The organism is Trebonia kvetii (assembly GCF_007827045.1).
In the GTDB taxonomy this organism is placed as follows: Bacteria; Actinomycetota; Actinomycetes; order Streptosporangiales; family Streptosporangiaceae; genus Trebonia; species Trebonia kvetii.
Window position 1 is genome coordinate 472,705 of record NZ_RPFW01000006.1, and the last position, 17,247, is coordinate 489,951.

The 17,247-nt window shown below is 68.8% G+C and carries 11 protein-coding genes; 5 read left to right on the forward strand and 6 right to left on the reverse strand.

Annotated features, from left to right (window positions below; genetic code table 11):
* Positions 1-106: 106 nt before the first annotated feature.
* Both EAS64_RS30845 and glgX read left to right on the forward strand, forming a co-directional pair.
* A complete protein-coding gene (locus tag EAS64_RS30845; RefSeq protein WP_145858737.1) occupies positions 107-2,848 on the forward strand; it encodes an MGH1-like glycoside hydrolase domain-containing protein in 2,742 nt (913 codons plus the stop codon).
* Complete coding sequence (gene glgX / locus EAS64_RS30850; RefSeq protein WP_145858739.1) at positions 2,845-5,223, forward strand: glycogen debranching protein GlgX; 2,379 nt, start codon at positions 2,845-2,847, stop codon at positions 5,221-5,223. Before EAS64_RS30845 ends, glgX begins: the two co-directional genes overlap by 4 nt.
* Before the next feature lie 54 nt (positions 5,224-5,277).
* Here the strand turns inward: glgX and EAS64_RS30855 are convergent, their stop codons facing one another.
* The 6 genes from EAS64_RS30855 to EAS64_RS30880 form a co-directional block, all read right to left on the reverse strand.
* The gene (locus EAS64_RS30855; RefSeq protein WP_222849735.1) at positions 5,278-6,891 is read right to left on the reverse strand and encodes an MFS transporter; all 1,614 of its coding nucleotides are present in this window, start codon (positions 6,889-6,891) and stop codon (positions 5,278-5,280) included.
* Positions 6,873-7,436, reverse strand: a complete 564-nt coding sequence (locus EAS64_RS30860; protein WP_145858741.1) for an MTB12 C-terminal domain-containing protein — start codon at positions 7,434-7,436, stop codon at positions 6,873-6,875. The genes EAS64_RS30855 and EAS64_RS30860 overlap by 19 nt, the downstream gene beginning before the upstream one ends.
* A 390-nt stretch (positions 7,437-7,826) precedes the next feature.
* The gene (locus EAS64_RS30865; RefSeq protein WP_145858743.1) at positions 7,827-9,068 is read right to left on the reverse strand and encodes a polysaccharide biosynthesis protein; all 1,242 of its coding nucleotides are present in this window, start codon (positions 9,066-9,068) and stop codon (positions 7,827-7,829) included.
* Positions 9,069-9,462: 394 nt separating this feature from the next.
* Entirely contained in the window at positions 9,463-9,732 is a 270-nt protein-coding gene (locus EAS64_RS30870; protein WP_145858744.1) for a Smr/MutS family protein, read from the reverse strand.
* 33 nt (positions 9,733-9,765) lie between these two features.
* A complete protein-coding gene (locus tag EAS64_RS30875) occupies positions 9,766-10,305 on the reverse strand; it encodes a gluconokinase (protein ID WP_222849736.1) in 540 nt (179 codons plus the stop codon).
* Positions 10,306-10,557: 252 nt separating this feature from the next.
* Positions 10,558-11,517, reverse strand: a complete 960-nt coding sequence (locus EAS64_RS30880) for a heme o synthase (protein WP_222849737.1) — start codon at positions 11,515-11,517, stop codon at positions 10,558-10,560.
* A gap of 204 nt (positions 11,518-11,721) precedes the next feature.
* Between EAS64_RS30880 and treY the strand changes: the two genes are divergently transcribed.
* From treY to EAS64_RS30895, 3 genes are all read left to right on the forward strand, one after another.
* The gene (gene treY / locus EAS64_RS30885; RefSeq protein WP_222849738.1) at positions 11,722-14,187 is read left to right on the forward strand and encodes a malto-oligosyltrehalose synthase; all 2,466 of its coding nucleotides are present in this window, start codon (positions 11,722-11,724) and stop codon (positions 14,185-14,187) included.
* Positions 14,188-15,951 (forward strand): malto-oligosyltrehalose trehalohydrolase, encoded by a 1,764-nt coding sequence (treZ, locus tag EAS64_RS30890; protein ID WP_145858748.1) that lies wholly within the window; start codon positions 14,188-14,190, stop codon positions 15,949-15,951.
* 136 nt (positions 15,952-16,087) lie between these two features.
* The gene (locus EAS64_RS30895) at positions 16,088-17,179 is read left to right on the forward strand and encodes a cobalamin-independent methionine synthase II family protein (RefSeq protein ID WP_145858750.1); all 1,092 of its coding nucleotides are present in this window, start codon (positions 16,088-16,090) and stop codon (positions 17,177-17,179) included.
* The last annotated feature ends 68 nt before the right edge of the window (positions 17,180-17,247 follow it).

The following is a 17,247-nucleotide window of genomic DNA, read 5'->3' on the forward strand; positions in this document are numbered from 1 at the left end:
TGGTGGATAGTTCGCCACATCCCGGTGTGGAGAACTATCCACCGTCTTTCGTCCGAGTGGTCGGGCCCGCCAGGGATTGCGCAGCGGAACGCGGTAGCGTGTTCGGGTGACTACCGAAGGGGATCGGGTCGCCGGGTTCGGGCGGCTGGAGGACGGGCTGCGTCATGCGAGCCCCTGGTACGTGTGGGGCCCCTATGTCAGCGAGCGGCAGTGGGGTACGGTCCGCGAGGACTACAGCGAAGACGGCGACGCGTGGAATTACCTCCCGTTCGATCACGCCAGGTCGCGCGCCTACCGGTGGGGCGAGGACGGCCTCGCCGGCTTCAGTGACATTCACCAGGACCTGTGCCTCGGGCTCGCGCTGTGGAACGGCAGGGACCCCTTTCTCAAGGAGCGGTTGTTCGGGCTGACCGGCCCCGAGGGCAATCACGGCGAGGACGTCAAGGAGCACTGGTGGTACCTGGACGCGCTGCCCAGTCACGCGTGGAACCGGTGGCGCTACCACTATCCGCAGTCCGCGTTTCCCTATGACCAGCTGAGGCTGGAGAACTCGCGCAGGGACCGGCGCAGCCCGGAGTACGAGCTCCTCGACACCGGGGTCTTTGACCAGGACCGCTACTGGATCACCGAGGTCAGCTACGCGAAGAGCGACGACGCGGCGGAGTTGCTGCTCGAGATCACGATCACGAACGCGGGCGGCGAGGCGGACACGGTCCACGTGCTGCCGACAGCGTGGTTCCGCAACACCTGGTCCTGGGACGATTCCGCGCCGCGGCCGCGGCTGAAGGCCGCCGCCAACGGCACCGGCAGCGCGGGCGACGCGGCCGCCGGCGTCGACATCGGCCATCCCTGGCTCGGTCCGCTCGAACTGCTCGCGGACACCGCGTCGGACGGCACCGCGCCGAGGCCGCTGTTCTGCGAGAACGAGACCAACGACGAGCGGCTGTTCGGCTGCGCGCCGGTCACGCAGTTCCCGAAGGACGGCATCAACGACCACGTGGTCAGCGGCGCCGCCACAGTGAACCCGCAGCAGCAGGGGACCAAGTGCGCGTTCTGGTACACCCTGACAGTGCCGCCGGGTGAGTCGGCTACGGTGCGGGTCAGGCTCAGGCCGAAGCCCGCCGGTGGGACCACGAACTCGTTCGGTGACAGCTTTGATCTTGTCCTGCGGCAGCGGAAGGCCGAGGCGGACGAGTTCTACCGCGCGCTGACGCCGGAAGCCGCAGGCCAGGATGAGGCAAGCGTCATGCGGCAGGCGTTCGCCGGCATGCTCTGGTCCAAGCAGTTCTACAGCTTTGCCGTGGCGACCTGGCTCGACGGCGACCCGAGCCAGCCCAAGCCGCCGCCGGAGCGCGAGCTCAACAGGAACGCGCGCTGGCGCAACTTCAACGCCTTCGACATCATGTCGATGCCCGACAAGTGGGAGTACCCCTGGTTCGCCGCCTGGGACCTCGCCTTCCACTGCGTCTCGCTCGCCCACGTGGACCCCGGGTTCGCCAAGTACCAGCTGGTGCTGCTGTGCCGAGAATGGTTCCAGCATCCCAATGGCGCGCTGCCGGCCTACGAGTGGGACTTCAGCGACGTCAACCCGCCGGTCCAGGCGTGGGCGGCGCTTGAGGTCTTCGTGCTCGACGGTGCACGGGACACGGACTTCCTCGCCAGGATCTTCGACAAGCTGCTCGTCAACTTCACCTGGTGGGTCAACAGGGAAGACATGTACGGTAACAACCTCTTCGAGGGCGGCTTCCTCGGACTGGACAACATCGGCCCCATCGACCGGTCCCACCTGCCCGCGGGCGCGGTGCTCGAGCAGTCCGATGCGACCGGCTGGATGGCCTTCTACGCGCTGTCCATGGCGCTGATCGCGTCGGTCCTGTGGCGCAGCGGCCGCCGGCACGGCGCCGACCTGGTGCTCAAGTTCCTCGAGCACTACGCCGCCATCGCCGGGGCGATGGAGGACCTGGGCATGTGGGACGAGCAGGACGGGATGTTCTACGACCACCTGTCGCTGCCCGGCGGTGCCACGATCCCGGTCAAGGCGCGCTCCATGGTCGGCATGATCCCGCTGCTCGCCGTGGCCATCGTGGACGAGGAAATGCTGCACAAGTCGCTCCGCTTCGGCAAGCAATTCGCGGACTTCCTCCAGCGGCAGGGCCTGGCCGACGAGGCCAAGCTGCGGGAAAAGGGCCTGCTGCGGGACGGCACGGGCAACCCGGAACGGCTGCTGCTCAGCGTGGTGGGCACGGAGAAGCTGGAGATCCTTCTGCGGTCGCTGTTCGACGAGTCCAGGTTCCTCTCGCCGTTCGGGCTGCGGAGCCTGAGCGCGGTACACAAGGACGAGCCCTACGTGCTGCACCTGGAGGGCACCACCGCCACGATCGACTACGAGCCCGCCGAGTCGACGACGGGGATGTTCGGCGGCAACTCCAACTGGCGCGGGCCGATCTGGTTCCCGCTGAACTATCTCGTGATCAACTCGCTGCTCAAGTACCACCGGTTCTTCGGCGAGGACTTCACCGTGGAGTACCCGACGGGTTCCGGCGAGCAGCACACGCTCCGGGAGATCGCCGCCGACCTGCGGGAGCGGCTCGTCTCCATCTTCCTGCGCGGCAGCGACGGGCGACGCCCCTGCTACGGATGGGTAGAACGGCTGCAGGACGACCCGCAGTGGCGGGACAACATCTGCTTCAGCGAGTACTTCCACGGCGACAACGCCGCGGGTCTCGGCGCCAGCCATCAGACCGGCTGGACCGGGCTGATCGCGGACGTGATCCGGCGCCGTCACGGGGCTGTGCCAGAGACCGGCGACGCGGTCGCCGACCTCTTCAACAACGGGGAGACGTCATGACAGGCACCATCGACAGCGAATCGCTCGTACTCAAGGCCCGGCCGGGCAACCGCACGCAACTCGGCGCCACCCTCGTCGAGGGCGGAGTCAACTTCGCTGTCGCCTCGACGGTCGCGGAGCAGGTGACCGTGTGCCTGTTCGACGACCAGGGCAACGAGACCAGGTACGACCTCGACGACTACGACGCGGGCGTGTGGCACGGCGTCGTCCCTGGCGTCCGGGCCGGTCAGGCCTACGGCTACCGGGTGAAGGGTCCGTTCGACCCGGCCCACGGCCTGCGCTGCAACCCGGCCAAGCTGCTGCTCGACCCCTACGCGCGGGCCTTCTCCGGCGCCGTGACCTTCGTCCCCGCGCTGGTCGGCCACGACCCCGATGACCCTGGCCGGCCGAGCGACGGCGACTCGGCCCCGTTCGTGCCCAGGTCCCTGGTTACCGATCCATCGGGCTACGACTGGGAGGGCGATGCCCCGCTGCACCACCGGTCGGCGAAGACCGTCTTCTACGAGCTGCACGTCAAGGGCTTCACGCAACGCCATCCCGGCATCCCGCCCGAGCTGCGCGGCACGTATGCCGGCCTCGCCCACGACGCGGCCACCGGCTACCTGCGCGATCTCGGCGTGACGTCGGTGGAACTGCTGCCGGTCCACGAGAACGTGCCTGAGGGGTTCCTCGTCGGGCGCGGCCTGACCAACTACTGGGGCTACAACACGATGGGGTACTTCGCCCCGTTCCAGGGCTACTCGGCCGCGGTCCGCGCCGGCCACCCGGGCGGCCAGGTCAGCGAGTTCAAGGACATGGTCAAGGCGCTGCACCGGGCCGGCATCGAGGTCATTCTCGACGTGGTCTACAACCACACCGCAGAGGCCAACGAGAACGGCCCCACGCTCGGCTTCCGCGGCCTGGACAACGGCATGTACTACCGGCTCGCGCCGGACGACGCGAGCAGGTACTACGACACCACGGGCACGGGCAACTCGCTGAACGCGGGCAACCCGTTCACGCTGCGACTGATCATGGACAGCCTGCGGTACTGGGTGTCTGAGATGCACGTGGACGGGTTCCGCTTCGACCTGGCGGCCACCCTGGCCAGGGAGGGCGACAACCGGTTCGACCAGCTCTCCGCCTTCTTCGAGCTCGTCTCGCAGGATCCCATGCTCGCCGAGACCAAGATGATCGCCGAGCCGTGGGACGTGGGGCAGTCGGACAGCTACGACCTCGGCCAGTTCCCCGCCGACTGGCGCGAGTGGAACGGCAAGTACCGGGACTCCATGCGCGACTTCTGGCGCAGCAGGGACGTCGGCGTCGCCGAGTTCGCCACCCGGTTCAGCGGGTCGTCCGACCTGTACGGCGCGGCACGCCGCCGCCCCACCGCATCGGTGAACCTCATCACCGTGCACGACGGCTTCACCCTGCGCGACCTGGTCTCCTACGACACCAAGCACAACGAGGCCAACGGCGAGAACAACAGGGACGGCTCCGACGACAACCGCTCGTGGAACTGCGGGGCCGAGGGCCCCACCGATGATGCGGAGATCAACGCCCTGCGGGCGCGGCAGTCCAGGGCGATGCTGTCCACGCTGCTGCTTTCCTTCGGTGTGCCGCTGCTGACCGCCGGCGACGAGATCGGCCGCACCCAGGGCGGCAACAACAACGCCTACTGCCAGGACAACGAGATCTCCTGGCTCGACTGGGAGCGCGCGGACGAAAACCTGCGCGACTACGTGAAGCGGCTGCTCGCGCTGCGCGGCGAGCACCCCGTCTTCCGCCGCAAGCGGTTCCTCACCGGCGTCGAGGCGGCCGAACTCGGTTGGTACTCCAGCGCGGGCACGCAGCTCACCGACGAGCAGTGGGGCGACCCGACCATGCACGCGATCGCGGTCTACCTGGACGGCAGCGACGCGCCAGACGAGGCGGACGACGGCACGCCGCTGCTCGACGACGACTTCCTCATCCTGGTAAACGCCTACTGGGAGCCGATCCCATTCACCATCCCGCCGGTGCGCGATACGCCACAGACCTGGTTCGTCGAGCTGGACAGCTACGACCCCGCGGTCTCCGCCGCCCGCGTCTTCCCCAAGCACACCGGCGACCTCATCGAGGCCCGCCCGCGTTCGCTGCAGGTCCTGCGAGCACCAAGATCAGAGTTATCCCGAACGGATTCGTGCTCCGAGCAGTTATCACCCGGGGCACTTGCCGCAGCGCGGCGGCACGACGGCGCTCTTTGCCGTCGGGTCGCCGCGCGAGGACCTCGGGGGGTACGGGGGGTCGTCCCCCCGGGAGACAGGCCGGGCGCGCCCGATACGATGGCGCCCTTTGCCATCGGGCGCGCGGCCGGTGGGCCACCAATGTATGTCAATCTCGGGCAAAGGCTCTAGGCCCCCCGACAAAGGTGACTACGCGCGTGGCTCGCACCGGCCGCGCCTTCCAGTCTAAGCAGGCGGCGTCAAGTCCTGGGCGGCCTCCTTGCTGGCGGAGCGTTTGCCCAGGGTGAGGGCGGCGAGCAGGCCGGCGGCGAGGACGAGCCCAGCCGAGAGGTACAGCGCCGCGTGCAGGCCGTCGCCGAAGGAGGCGTAGGCCGCGTCGATGACCTTGTTGACGATCGGGCCGTACTTCGAATAGCCGCCGACGTTCGCCTGGCCGGTCTCGATGAACTGGATGATCACCGGCTTGAAGGCCAGGATCTCGGCCTTCTCGCTGGCCGGCACGTTCAGCGCGGCCAGGTGAGAGCTCAGGCTCGCGTTGAGCCTGGAGAACACGAGCGCGCCGAGAACCGCCGCGCCGCAGACGGCGCCGATCTCACGGCTCGTGTTGGCGGCCGACGCGGCCATGCCCGAGCGCTCCGGCGGGACGGCGTCCAGCACGGCTGAGGTGACGGGGACCACCGTGATGCCGATGCCTACCCCGGCGAGCGCCAGGGCCAGCGACAGCGCGAAGTAGTCGGGATGGGGGGTGATCAGCGGGTTGGCGAGGAGGAGTCCCGCGGCGAACGCGGCGCAGCCGACGGTGATCGGCCAGCGCGGCCCCGCCCGCCCGGTCCAGCGGCCCGCGAGCACCGAGGCGATGATCATCAGCACCGTCATCGGCGCGAAGACGAGCGCGATCCGGTAGCCGGAGTCGCTCGGCACCTCCACCAGGTACAGCGCGGTGAAGAAGAAGATCGCGAAGGTGGCCAGGTAGGTGCAGAAGGCGACCACGTTCGGCACTGTGAACTGAGGCAGCCGGAACAGCCTGACGTCGAGCACCGGATGGGAAGCACGGCGCTCACGGAAGACGAACGCGACGGCGAGCACCGCGGACGCGCAGAGCAACGCCACCACCTTCGCGGAGCCGAAGCTGGACGTCTCGGCGTCGATGATCGCGAACATCAGCGCGGCGAGCGTGCCCGCGCCGAGGAGGGTGCCAAGTGCGTCCACCCTGGCGGCCGTCGGGTCGGCGCTCTCCGGCACGGTGATAGCCGCGACGAGCAGGGCGGCGAGGCCGAAGAACAGGTTGAACCAGAAGATGCCGCGCCAGCTCCACGCGCCGACGAGCGCGCCGCCGACCACCGGGCCGAGCGCCAGCGCGAGCCCGGCTACCGCGGCCCACACGCCGACCGCCCGTGCCCGCGCGCGGTCATCGGTGTAGATGTGCCGCAGCACCGACAGGGTGCCCGGCTCGCTCGCCGCGGCGCCGAGGCCCATGATGGCCCGGCCCGCGATGAGGGTCTGCGCGTTCGGCGCGAGCGCGCAAACCACGGAGCCGGCGCAGAAGACGCCGGCGCCGGTGAGCATGACCGCCTTGCGGCCGAGCTCGTCCCCGATCATGCCGCAGGCCAGCATGATCGACGCGAAGGCGAGGGCGTAGCCGCCGACCACCCACTGCAGGTCGGCGACGGACGCATGAAGGTCCGTCTGCAGGGCGCCCAGCCCGACGGAGACGATCGTGTTGTCGAGGAACGTCAGGAAGAGCAGCGTGCACAGCGCGGCGAGCGCGACCGATTTCGTCCGGTCGCGCACGCCGCTTGCCGCTGTCGCGCCCGACTGGCTCAGGCGGCTGAGTTGCATGCCGCAGGCACCTTGATGTTCATCAGGGAAGCGCCCTCCTTGAGCAGGCCGCAGAAGACGTCGTCGCCAACCTTCCAGGTGCCGTCCTGGAGCACCGCGGTACCGGTCTGGCCGTTCGCGACCGTGGCGCCTGCCGCGGTGAGGTCGTACTTCACGCTGGCCTGGGTGGCGGAGGTGAGCGTCACGGAGTCAACCTTGGACGAGACAGCGGACGCGAGCGGGCTCGCCGCAAACGCCGTCACCGCGGCGGAGAACTTGTCGCCGTTCTGCAGCAGCGTGAGCCGCTTGGCGTTCGGCGTGGCAGAGTTGAAGAAAGCCTCCCAGTTCGTCTTGATCGCCGCGATCGCGGCCGCGGAGCCGCCGCTCGCGGCGGAGCTTGAACCGCCCGCGGGCGCCGTCACTGACGACGCAGCGGACGATGACGGCGCGGTAGACGGAGTGGAGGAACTTGAACCGCCGCTTGAGCAGGCGGCGAGAGTGGCAGCGAGCAATAGGCCGAGCACGGGAGCTAGGTAGGCCCGGCCTTCCTTGAAGTCAAATCGCATCGTTACGCCTTCCTCGGTCGGCGTCTGATTAGCGTGGAACTCGCCAGACAATGCCTGAATGATTCCTTAGCGGTATTGTCCATCCACTCACCCCGGCGCCGTCGAAGATCGCCGACGCCCGTGTCAGTGAACTCCCGGGGGGGCGACCCCCCGTACCCCCCGAGGTCCTCGCGCGGCGGCCCGATGGCAAGGGGCGCCATCGTATCGGGCCGCCGCGCTGCGGCAAGGGCTGCCGGGTCCCCATACCCCGAGGTCCTCGCTGCGGCGGGAGCTGCGGAGTATCTCACCGTGGTGATTCACGTGAAACGTGGGGCTGGTGGGACTTAGCCCGGTCGGGGTGGACGGCGAGGGGCTGGTCTTTGACGGGATCGCCGGGCGGATCGCCGGGGACTATGGCCCTGGGGTCGCGTGCGCCTTGATGGCCTCGGTCACCCGGCGGTGCACCGGGGTCATGGACTCCTCGTGGCGGCAGATCAGCTTGGCGGACCGGTCGAGGACCGCCTGCGGGGCGGCGCTCAGCGTGGCGTCGAGCAGCGACCAGCTCAGCTCGTCGAGCGCGGCCTTGACCTGGACCTGGTTCTCGGTGCGCTCGCACACCGCCTCGAGCGCCGCGAGCAGCTTCTGGCCGACCGCGTCCTGGGTCATGTCGAGGCGGAACGCGTCGATCATCGGACAGGGCGACGAGGTGAGCGCGGCGGTCTCGAACGCGTTGAGCAGCGGAGACACGTCCCCCGCGGTCGCCGGGTCGTACAGCCCGGGGAACGGGACCTCCTCGTAGCCCGGGTCGTAGCCGCTGATGTAGATCGGTGTGCGGGACTTCTTGGATTCGAGCACGCCGAGCGCCACGTCGAGCAGGTTCAGCGGCCAGCCGAGGTCGGTGATGGCGTGCATGCGGAACTCGCCGCGCGCGGCGCCGGCGAACGCGAGCAGCAGCAGTTGCGCGGACTCGAGTGCCGACTGCACGTAGAAGGCGATCGAGGCGCTGTGCAGCCGGACCACCGCCTGGTCGTCCGCCGCCCAGTCAAGCAGGCGCTCGTAGATGATCGAGTTGTCGAGCACGTGGGTGAACCGGCACGCGGACACCAGCATGTCAGTGGAGGCGGCGACCGTCGCGCCGATCCACTCCGCGGCGCGCTTGGACGCCGTGTACGTCTCGGGCGAGTAGGGGCGCAGCGCCTTGCCGGTGGACGCGCAGACCACCTGGGGCACCCCCGCGGCGGCGGCCGCGGCGAGCACGTTGCGCGAGCCGAGCACGTTGGTGGTGACCGTCCGGTGCACCTCGATCTCGGCAAGCGCCGGCGAGCGCTGGGCGGCCACGTGGAAGATGACGTCGGGGCGCAGCTGGGCGATGAGCTCGTCAAGCCGTGCCCTGTCCCTGACGTCGCCCGTCACGTACTCCGCACCTTGCGGCTGTTCCCACGGGGTGGTGACGCCGCGGGACACGCTCACCAGGCGGCCCGGGTTCCTGGCGGCGAGCTGGGTCATCAGCGCCGAGCCGATGCAACCGGTCCCCCCGGTGACCAGGATCGTGGCCCCCGCCAACCGCTCATTGAGCTGCGCCTCCGGCAGGCACAGTCCCCGCTGCCTGATGCTGAGAAAGCGCGCGTACTCCGAGGTCGCATCCGGTTTCACTCTGAAAAGTTCCGCCGTCAGCTCCCGCAGCCGGTCCGTTTCCGCGCTGCTGAGGCTTGGCTGATGTGCTGGAACCGCGCGCACGACGGCGTCTATGACTTCCCCGAGCCCACTCAATGGTGGTCCTCCTGCCCCAAGTGTTTAACCTAAGACGCGCAACTAGGCATCCAGGTTTAATTCATCACAGAACTCAAGCAACCGGCTGCGGGTTGACGGGAGCTTGGCGTCTCGAAAAGTCCCAGTTTGTCAGGACTTACTCATCCCTCGTCTGAAATATTTATAAACGTTCCGATCCGGATAGATAAGGGTATGTTGCACATCCGTGACCGTACGCGGACGATTTGTTAGCAACTCGGCGGCGCGACGCACCAGCGGAATGACACGCTGTGATTGGCTAGCGCCTGCCTGGCTCATTCCAGTTGAAATGCACCTTGATGGTGCCGAAGTTCTTGGACGGCTTCTCGATCCGCATGTTCTTCGTCGACGGACGCTTCTTGTCGAGGAACCGCAGGACGTGCTTCTTGAGCTGGCCCGACCCTTTACCAGGGATGATCTCGATCATCGGGGCCTTCTTCGCGATGGCCTCATCGAAGATCCGTTGCAATTCCTTTTCGATTTCCGAGCCCCGGTTGTAGATGTCATGCAGGTCGAGCGTCAGCTTCATTCGCACAGGCTATGCGGCGCTGGCCCGGTGCGGCTATAGCACGCCGGGCACCGGGGGCCCCTCGGGGTTCGGCTCGCCGTAGGGCCACAGCATGGCGATCACCTTCGCCGCGGTCTGCGCGGGTCCTCCCTCGGACACCACCGACTGCACCCGTTCATCGGGCCCTGGCAGTTCCAGGTCGGCGAGCTGGCTCTCGAGAAGCTTCCGCGGGAAGAAGTGGTCGGGCCGGTCAAGTAGCCGTTTCTCAAGCACCTGCCTGGTCACCGTGAGGAAGACCATGGTCGCATCAGGGCGGCCGTCAAGCAGCATGTCCCGGTAAGCGCGCTTGAGCGCCGAGCAGGTCACCACAGCCTGTTGATTCGCCGCGATCCGCTCGTCGATCCAGTCACCGACCGCACGCAGCCAGGGCTGCCGGTCCTCGTCGGTCAGCGGAATGCCTTTCCGCATCTTGGCGACGTTCGCTTCGGGGTGGAAGGGGTCTGCGTCCGCGAACCGCCACCGGAGCCGTCCCGCAATGAGGGCTCCGACGGTCGTCTTACCACACCCGGCCGTGCCAGCCACGATCAGGATCACGGATGTAACGATACGCGTTCACGTGGCGCTGATCCTGAGGGGACCAGTTGCCGCGCGCCCGGTACGACGGCGCTAGCCGTCGAGGTACCGGGGGACCTGGGGTTGTCCTCCTCGCGTCCGGCGCTGGGAACCGACTGGAGAAGACCCGCGGGTTTACAACGTTGGGGCGTCATCTGGTCCGCCCGCGGGCCTTCTCCATACAGAAGCACGTACCGGGACCGTGTCCGGTTCACGGTTTTTCTGCGGGAGCGGCTAGCGGATGAAAACGCCGGCCGCGACGGCCGCGAACACCAAGGTCAGGTACAGGATCGACAGGTGGAACAGGCGCATTGTGGCAAGCATCTCAGCGCCGTCCGCGCCGTCGGTTCTTGTCCGCCCGGACGAGCGGAACAGCCGGTGCACCTCGTAGAGGAAGACGCCGCCGGCGAGCAAGGCGACCGCGCCGTAGAGCGGGCCCGCCCACGGCCACACCGCGATCGATACCGCCACCATCAGCCAGCTGTACACGACGGACTCGGCGAGCACCCGGCGCACGGAGGCGACCACCGGGAGCATCGGGATGCCGGCCCGCCGGTAGTCGTCGCGGTACTTGATGGCGAGCGCCCAGAAGTGCGGCGGCTGCCAGAAGAACACGACGCCGAACAGCAGCCAGGCGGGCCAGGACAGTGAACCGGTGGCGGCCGCCCAGGCGATCACCACTGGGGCCGCGCCGCAGGCGCCGCCCCATAGCGTCGACTGGGACGTGTGCCGCTTGAGCAGAATGGTGTAGATCACGACGTAGTACAAGATCGCCGCGAGGGTGAGCCCGGCGGCGAGCAGGTTGGTCGTGACGGCGAACAGCGTGACGGAGACCACCGCGAGGACGAGCCCGAAGATCAGCGCCGCACGGGGCGAGACCTCGTGCCGCACCAGCGGCCTGCTGCTCGTTCGGCGCATGATCTCGTCGATGTCGCGGTCGATGTAGCAGTTAAGCGCGTTCGCGCTCCCCGCGGCGAGGGCGCCGCCGAGTACGACAACCACGGTGACGAGCAGTGAGGGAAGCCCGCCATAGGCCAGGAACAGCGTGGGGACCGCGGTGATGAGCAGCAACTCCACGATCCTGGGCTTGCAAAGTGCCACGTACGCGCCGATCGTGGCGCGGACGCCGGACAGTTGCGCCGTGCCGTCGACGGCGGCGGTGCTGACTGGCTGACGGACGTTGACCGCGCTCACCTGGGATAAGACCACCTTTCCTGGCCCGCGCGGAGGCCGGGCATCCCATTGAGACTACACGGCGTCGTAATGTGCACGAACGGCAGGTCATGGGTGACTACATCGGGTGCTTCTGGAGAGCCGTAGAGCACGTTGAGAAAGTCTCCCGGCGGGGAACTTCCTCAGGAAGAGGCAACCATCGGGGGAATTGTGGCGGCTGGCAGCGTGCTGGGGTCGACATACCGGCTGCAGCTGACCCCGGAATTCGGGTTCGCCGCGGCGGCCGAGGCCGCAAACTACCTCGCGGACCTGGGCATCAGTCACGCGTACCTGTCACCGGTGCTCGAGGCGGTCCCCGGGTCTCCGCACGGGTACGACGTCACGGATCACGCGCGGATTCGCGGCGAGCTTGGCGGGGCCGAGGGATTCCGCGCGATGGCCGAGCGGCTGCGCGCGAGCGGCCTCGGCATCGTCCTCGACATCGTGCCCAACCACATGGCTGTGCCTGCCGACCTCAGGCAGAACAGGCAGCTGTGGTCGGTGCTCAGGGAGGGCCGCGGCTCGCCCTACGCCACCTGGTTCGACATCGACTGGGCCGCGCAGGACGACCGGATGGTGCTGCCCATTCTCGGCGCACCGCTCGAATCCTGCCTGGGCGAACTGCGGGTCGAGCCGAACGGCGGTCCCGACGGCGAGCCGGTGCTCAGGTACTTCGACCATGTGCTGCCGCTGTTGCCGGGGACGACGCGGTTGCCGCTACGTGGCCTGCTCGAGGCGCAGCACTACCGGGTCACCTGGTGGCGGGACGCGACGACCGAGCTCAACTGGCGGCGGTTCTTCGACATCGCCACCCTCATCGGGATACGAGTGGAAGATCCCGCCGTGTTCGAGGCCACCCACGAGGTCATCGTCCGCCTGGTGACGGAGGGCCTGGTCGACGGGCTGCGGGTGGACCATCCCGACGGGCTCGCCGACCCGCGCGGCTACCTGAGCCGGCTGGCGGAGGCGACAGGCCGAGCCTGGGTGGTGGCCGAGAAGATCCTCGCGCCGCAGGAGGCGCTGCCCGCCGACTGGGCATGCGCGGGCACGACCGGGTACGACGCGCTCCGCGTGGTCGACGGGCTCTTCCTCGATCCGGCCGCGGGCGACATACTCGGCGCCGAGTACACCCGGTTCTGCCGGATATCCGGTGACGACTGCTCGGCCAGGCGGTTCGCGGACGTCGCCGCCGAGGCCAAGCGGGAAATCGCGGGCGGCCCGCTGGCGGCGGAGGTGGCGCGTCTCGCCCGTATCCTCTGCTCCGTCGCCCCGGAGACGCCGGCGGAGGACGTGCACGCGGTGCTCACCGAGGTGCTCGCCGCGTTCCCCGTCTACCGCGCCTACGTGCATCCTGGCGAGCCGCCGCCCGCGGCCGCGGCGGCCGCGATCAGGGAGGCCGTGGATGGTGCGCGGCGCCACCTGCCCCGCCGGCTGCGCGGCCTCGCCGCCGATCTCGGCGCGGCCGCACTCGGCCAGCAGCGGCCGGTGAGCGGCGCGGCGGGGCGGGCGGGCGAGTTCGTCGTGCGGTTCCAGCAGACGACGGGTCCGGTGCAGGCCAAGGGCGTCGAGGACACCGCGGGCTACCGCTGGTCGCGGCTTGTCTCGCTGAACGAGGTGGGCTGCGACCCCGACTGGCTCGGCACGGAGCCAGCCGAATTCCACGCCACGGCGGCACGGCTGGCGGCCGACTGGCCGCACACGATGACAACGCTGTCCACGCACGACACCAAGCGCCAGGAGGACGTGCGGGCACGGCTCGCCGTACTCGCGGAAATGCCGGAGGAGTGGGGCCGCCGGGCCAGGCAGTGGCATGAACGGGCGGTGACGCTCCGTTTCTTCGGCGCCGTCGCGGCCGCCGTGGACCCCGACACCGAATACCTGATCTGGCAGACACTGGTCGGCGCGTGGCCGATCGGCACCGAGCGGCTTGCCGCCTACCTCACCAAGGCGATCCGCGAGGCGAAGCGCCGCACCTCGTGGATCTCGCCTGACCAGGAGTACGAGGCCGCGGTCCTCGGCCTGGCGGCCAGGGCGCTTGACGACCCCCGGGTGGCGGAGTCCATCGCCGGCTTCGTCGCGGAGATCGCGGCCGACGCCGTGGTCAACTCGCTTGGCGCGAAGCTGGTGCAGCTCACCATGCCGGGCGTGCCCGATGTGTACCAGGGTTGCGAGGAGCCGGCGCTTTCCCTTGTCGACCCGGACAACAGGCGGGCGATCGATTACCCCCGCATCCGCCGCGACCTGATGGACCTGGACACGGGCAGCGGCGCGATCAGGCCAGCCGACCTGGAAGGCGGCGACTTCGCCGCCTTCCGCCGGGCCAAGCTGCTCGTCGCCTCCCGGGCGCTGCGGCTGCGGCGCGCGAGGCCCGAGTGGTTCGCGGGCAGCTACCGTCCGCTGTGGGCGTCCGGCTCGGCGTCCGCACACGTGGTCGCCTTCCAGCGGGACGAGCGGCCGATCACGGTGGTCACCAGGCTGCCTGTCGGGCTGCGCCGCCGCGGCGGCTGGCAGGACACGACGCTGCCGCTGCCCGCCGGCACCGCCTGGGCGGACGTGCTGAGCGGTACCGTCCATCGCGGTGGTGCCGTCCCGGTGACCGAACTGACGGGCGGCCTGCCGGTCGCGCTCCTTGTTCCTACTCCTGGGGGATGAGTGACGTTCAGCGTGTGGGCACCGAAGGCCGAGCGGGTCGAGGTCGAGGTAGCAGGCAGACCGCTTGGCATGGCGTCGCTGCCCGGCAGGCCTGGCTGGTGGATCGTGGACGCGGACGCTCCGGCGGGGACCGACTATGCGTTCCGCGTGGACGGCGGCGAGCCGCTCCCCGACCCGCGCTCGCTGCGCCAGCCATATGGACCCGCGGGGGCGAGCAGGACCTATGACCACGCCGCCTTCTCCTGGACCGACAGCCAGTGGCGCGGGGTGCCGGCCGGCGGGGCGGTCATCTACGAGCTGCACGTCGGCACGTTCACCGACGAGGGAACGCTGGACGCCGCGATCGGCGGCCTCGACCACCTGATAGCGCTCGGCATCACGGTCGTCGAGCTAATGCCGCTCGCGGCGTTCCCCGGCGAGCACGGCTGGGGATACGACGGCATCGGCCTGTGGGCCGTGCACGAGCCGTACGGCGGACCTGACGCGCTGAAGCGGTTCGTGGACGCGTGCCACGCCAGGGGGCTCGCCGTCTACCTCGACGTCGTGTACAACCATGCCGGTCCCGGCAACCGGCTCGCCTCGTTCGGGCCGTACTTCACCCAGGTCTACGCGACGCCCTGGGGCCCCGCCGTCAACCTGGACCAGCCGGGCTCCGACGAGGTGCGCTCCTTCATCGTGGGCAACGCGCTGATGTGGCTGCGCGACTACCATCTCGACGGGCTGCGGCTCGACGCCGTGCACGCCTTCCAGGACCAGCGCGCGGTGCACCTTCTCGAGGAGCTCGCCGTCGCGGTGGACGCGCTGTCGGCCGCAACCGGGCGGTCGCTGGTGCTCGTCGCCGAGTCGGACATGAACAATCCCCGGCTGATCACCGCGCGCGAGGCCGGCGGTTACGGCCTCGGCGCGCAGTGGGACGACGACTTCCACCACGCGGTGCACGCCCTGGTGACCGGCGAGCGGCAGGGCTACTACGGCGACTTCGGCACGATCGCCAGCCTCGCCAAGGTCATGACGGGCGCGTACTTCCACGACGGCATGTGGTCCTCGTTCCGCCGCCGCAGCCACGGCAGGCCGGTGGACACCCACCGCACCCCGGCGTACCGGTTCGTCGTCTTCGCCCAGGACCACGACCAGGTCGGCAACCGGGCGACAGGCGACAGGCTCCCGGCCACCATCGCACGGCACCCAAACCGGGACGGGCTGCTGCGGGTCACGGCGGGACTGGTGCTCACCGCGCCGTTCACCCCGATGCTGTTCATGGGCGAGGAGTGGGGCGCGGACACGCCCTGGCAGTTCTTCACCGACCACACCGATCCGTACTTCGCCGACGCGGTGAGCAAGGGCCGCAGGTCGGAGTTCGCCGCCCACGGCTGGGCGTCCTCCGACGTGCCCGACCCCCAGGACAGGCAGACGTTCCTGCGCTCCAGGCTCGACTGGGCTCAGCCGGGCCGCGAGCCGTACCGCGGGCTGCTCGACTGGCACCGCTCGCTGATCGTGCTGCGCCGCGCACGCCCCGAACTGACCGACCCGCGCCTCGACCGGGTGCGCGCCGAGTTCGACGAGGACGCCCGCTGGCTCGTCCTGCACCGCGGAGCGCTGCGCATCGTCGCCAGCCTGGCCGGCGATCCGGTCGCGGTACCCGTCGGCCTTGGCGAAGCGGGGCGGGAGGACATCCTCGTGCTTGGCAGCGATCCCGGCATTTCCGTCAAGCCGGGCGTGATCACCATGCCGCCGGCCTCCTTCGCCGTCGTGGAAGCGCGCTAAGCGCGGCGGCGGGCCGGAACGCTGACCGCGGAAACAAAACGTGCCAGGCAAAAGCGTGAGCACCGCCTATTCCCAGCACGGCCGACTGCGAGTAGTCCGGTACTAGTAATCCAGACGATGCTGTCGAGGAGGCCCCATGTCCCAGGTGTTCCACTCGGATGTCATTGGCTCGCTGCTCAGGCCTGGGTACCTGACCAGGGGCAGGGACGCCTACGCGGCCGGCGACCTTACCCCGGCGGAGTTCAAGCGCATCGAGGACCGGGCCGTCGACCAGGCGATCGCGATGCAGGAGAGCCTCGGGCTCGATGTGGTGACGGACGGCGAGTTCCGCCGGTTCTCCTTCCTCGACCAGGTGGTCAGCGAGATCAACGGCGTCGAGCCGATCGAAGGGGCCCCGATCCGCTTCAAGAACGCCACCGAGGACTGGGTCTGGCACAACCCGTTCACCGTGACCGGCAAGATCAGCCAGAAGCGGAAGATCACCCTGGAGGAGTTCGCCTACAACAGGGCCATGGCGACGAAGCAGATCAAGATCACTTTCCCGTCCCCGCTGCTGTTCTACTCGAGCTGGTCACCAGAGCTGTCAACCGCCGCCTACAAGGACGCCTTCGAGTTGTTCGCCGATGCCGCGTCCATCATCAGGTCCGAGATCGCGGACCTCGCCGCGATGGGCTGCACCTACATCCAGATCGACGCCCCAGACATCGGCAGCATCGTCGGTCCGGAAAACCGCGAGACGCGCGAAAGGCTGGGCATGCCGACCGAGCGGACGCTCACCGAGGGCCTGGACATCTTCAACAGCGTCGGCGACGTTCCCGGGGTGACATTCGGCGTGCACGTCTGCAAGGGAAACAACATGAGCCAGTGGATGAGCGAGGGCGGTTACGAGCTCACCGCCGAGGCGATGTTCAGCCGGCTGACCAACTTCGACGTGTTCCTGCTCGAGTACGACGACGAGCGGTCAGGGTCGTTCGAGCCGCTGGCGAAGGCGCCGAGCGACAAGCAGATCATCCTCGGCCTCGTGTCGAGCAAGACGACCACGCTGGAGTCGGCGGCCGACCTGACCGCGCGCATTCACGAGGCGGCGAGGTACACCGGCCTCGAGCGGCTCGGGATCTCCACCCAGTGCGGGTTCTCATCCACGCTGCCCGGCGCTAACCTGACGACGGAGGATATTCAGGAACAGAAGCTGGAACTGGTCGCTGAGGTAGCGAACACGGTCTGGTAGCCACAAGGTGACAACCGCACGGCAACGGACGCAAATCACGGGAAATCACCCATGGTCTAACCGGAACT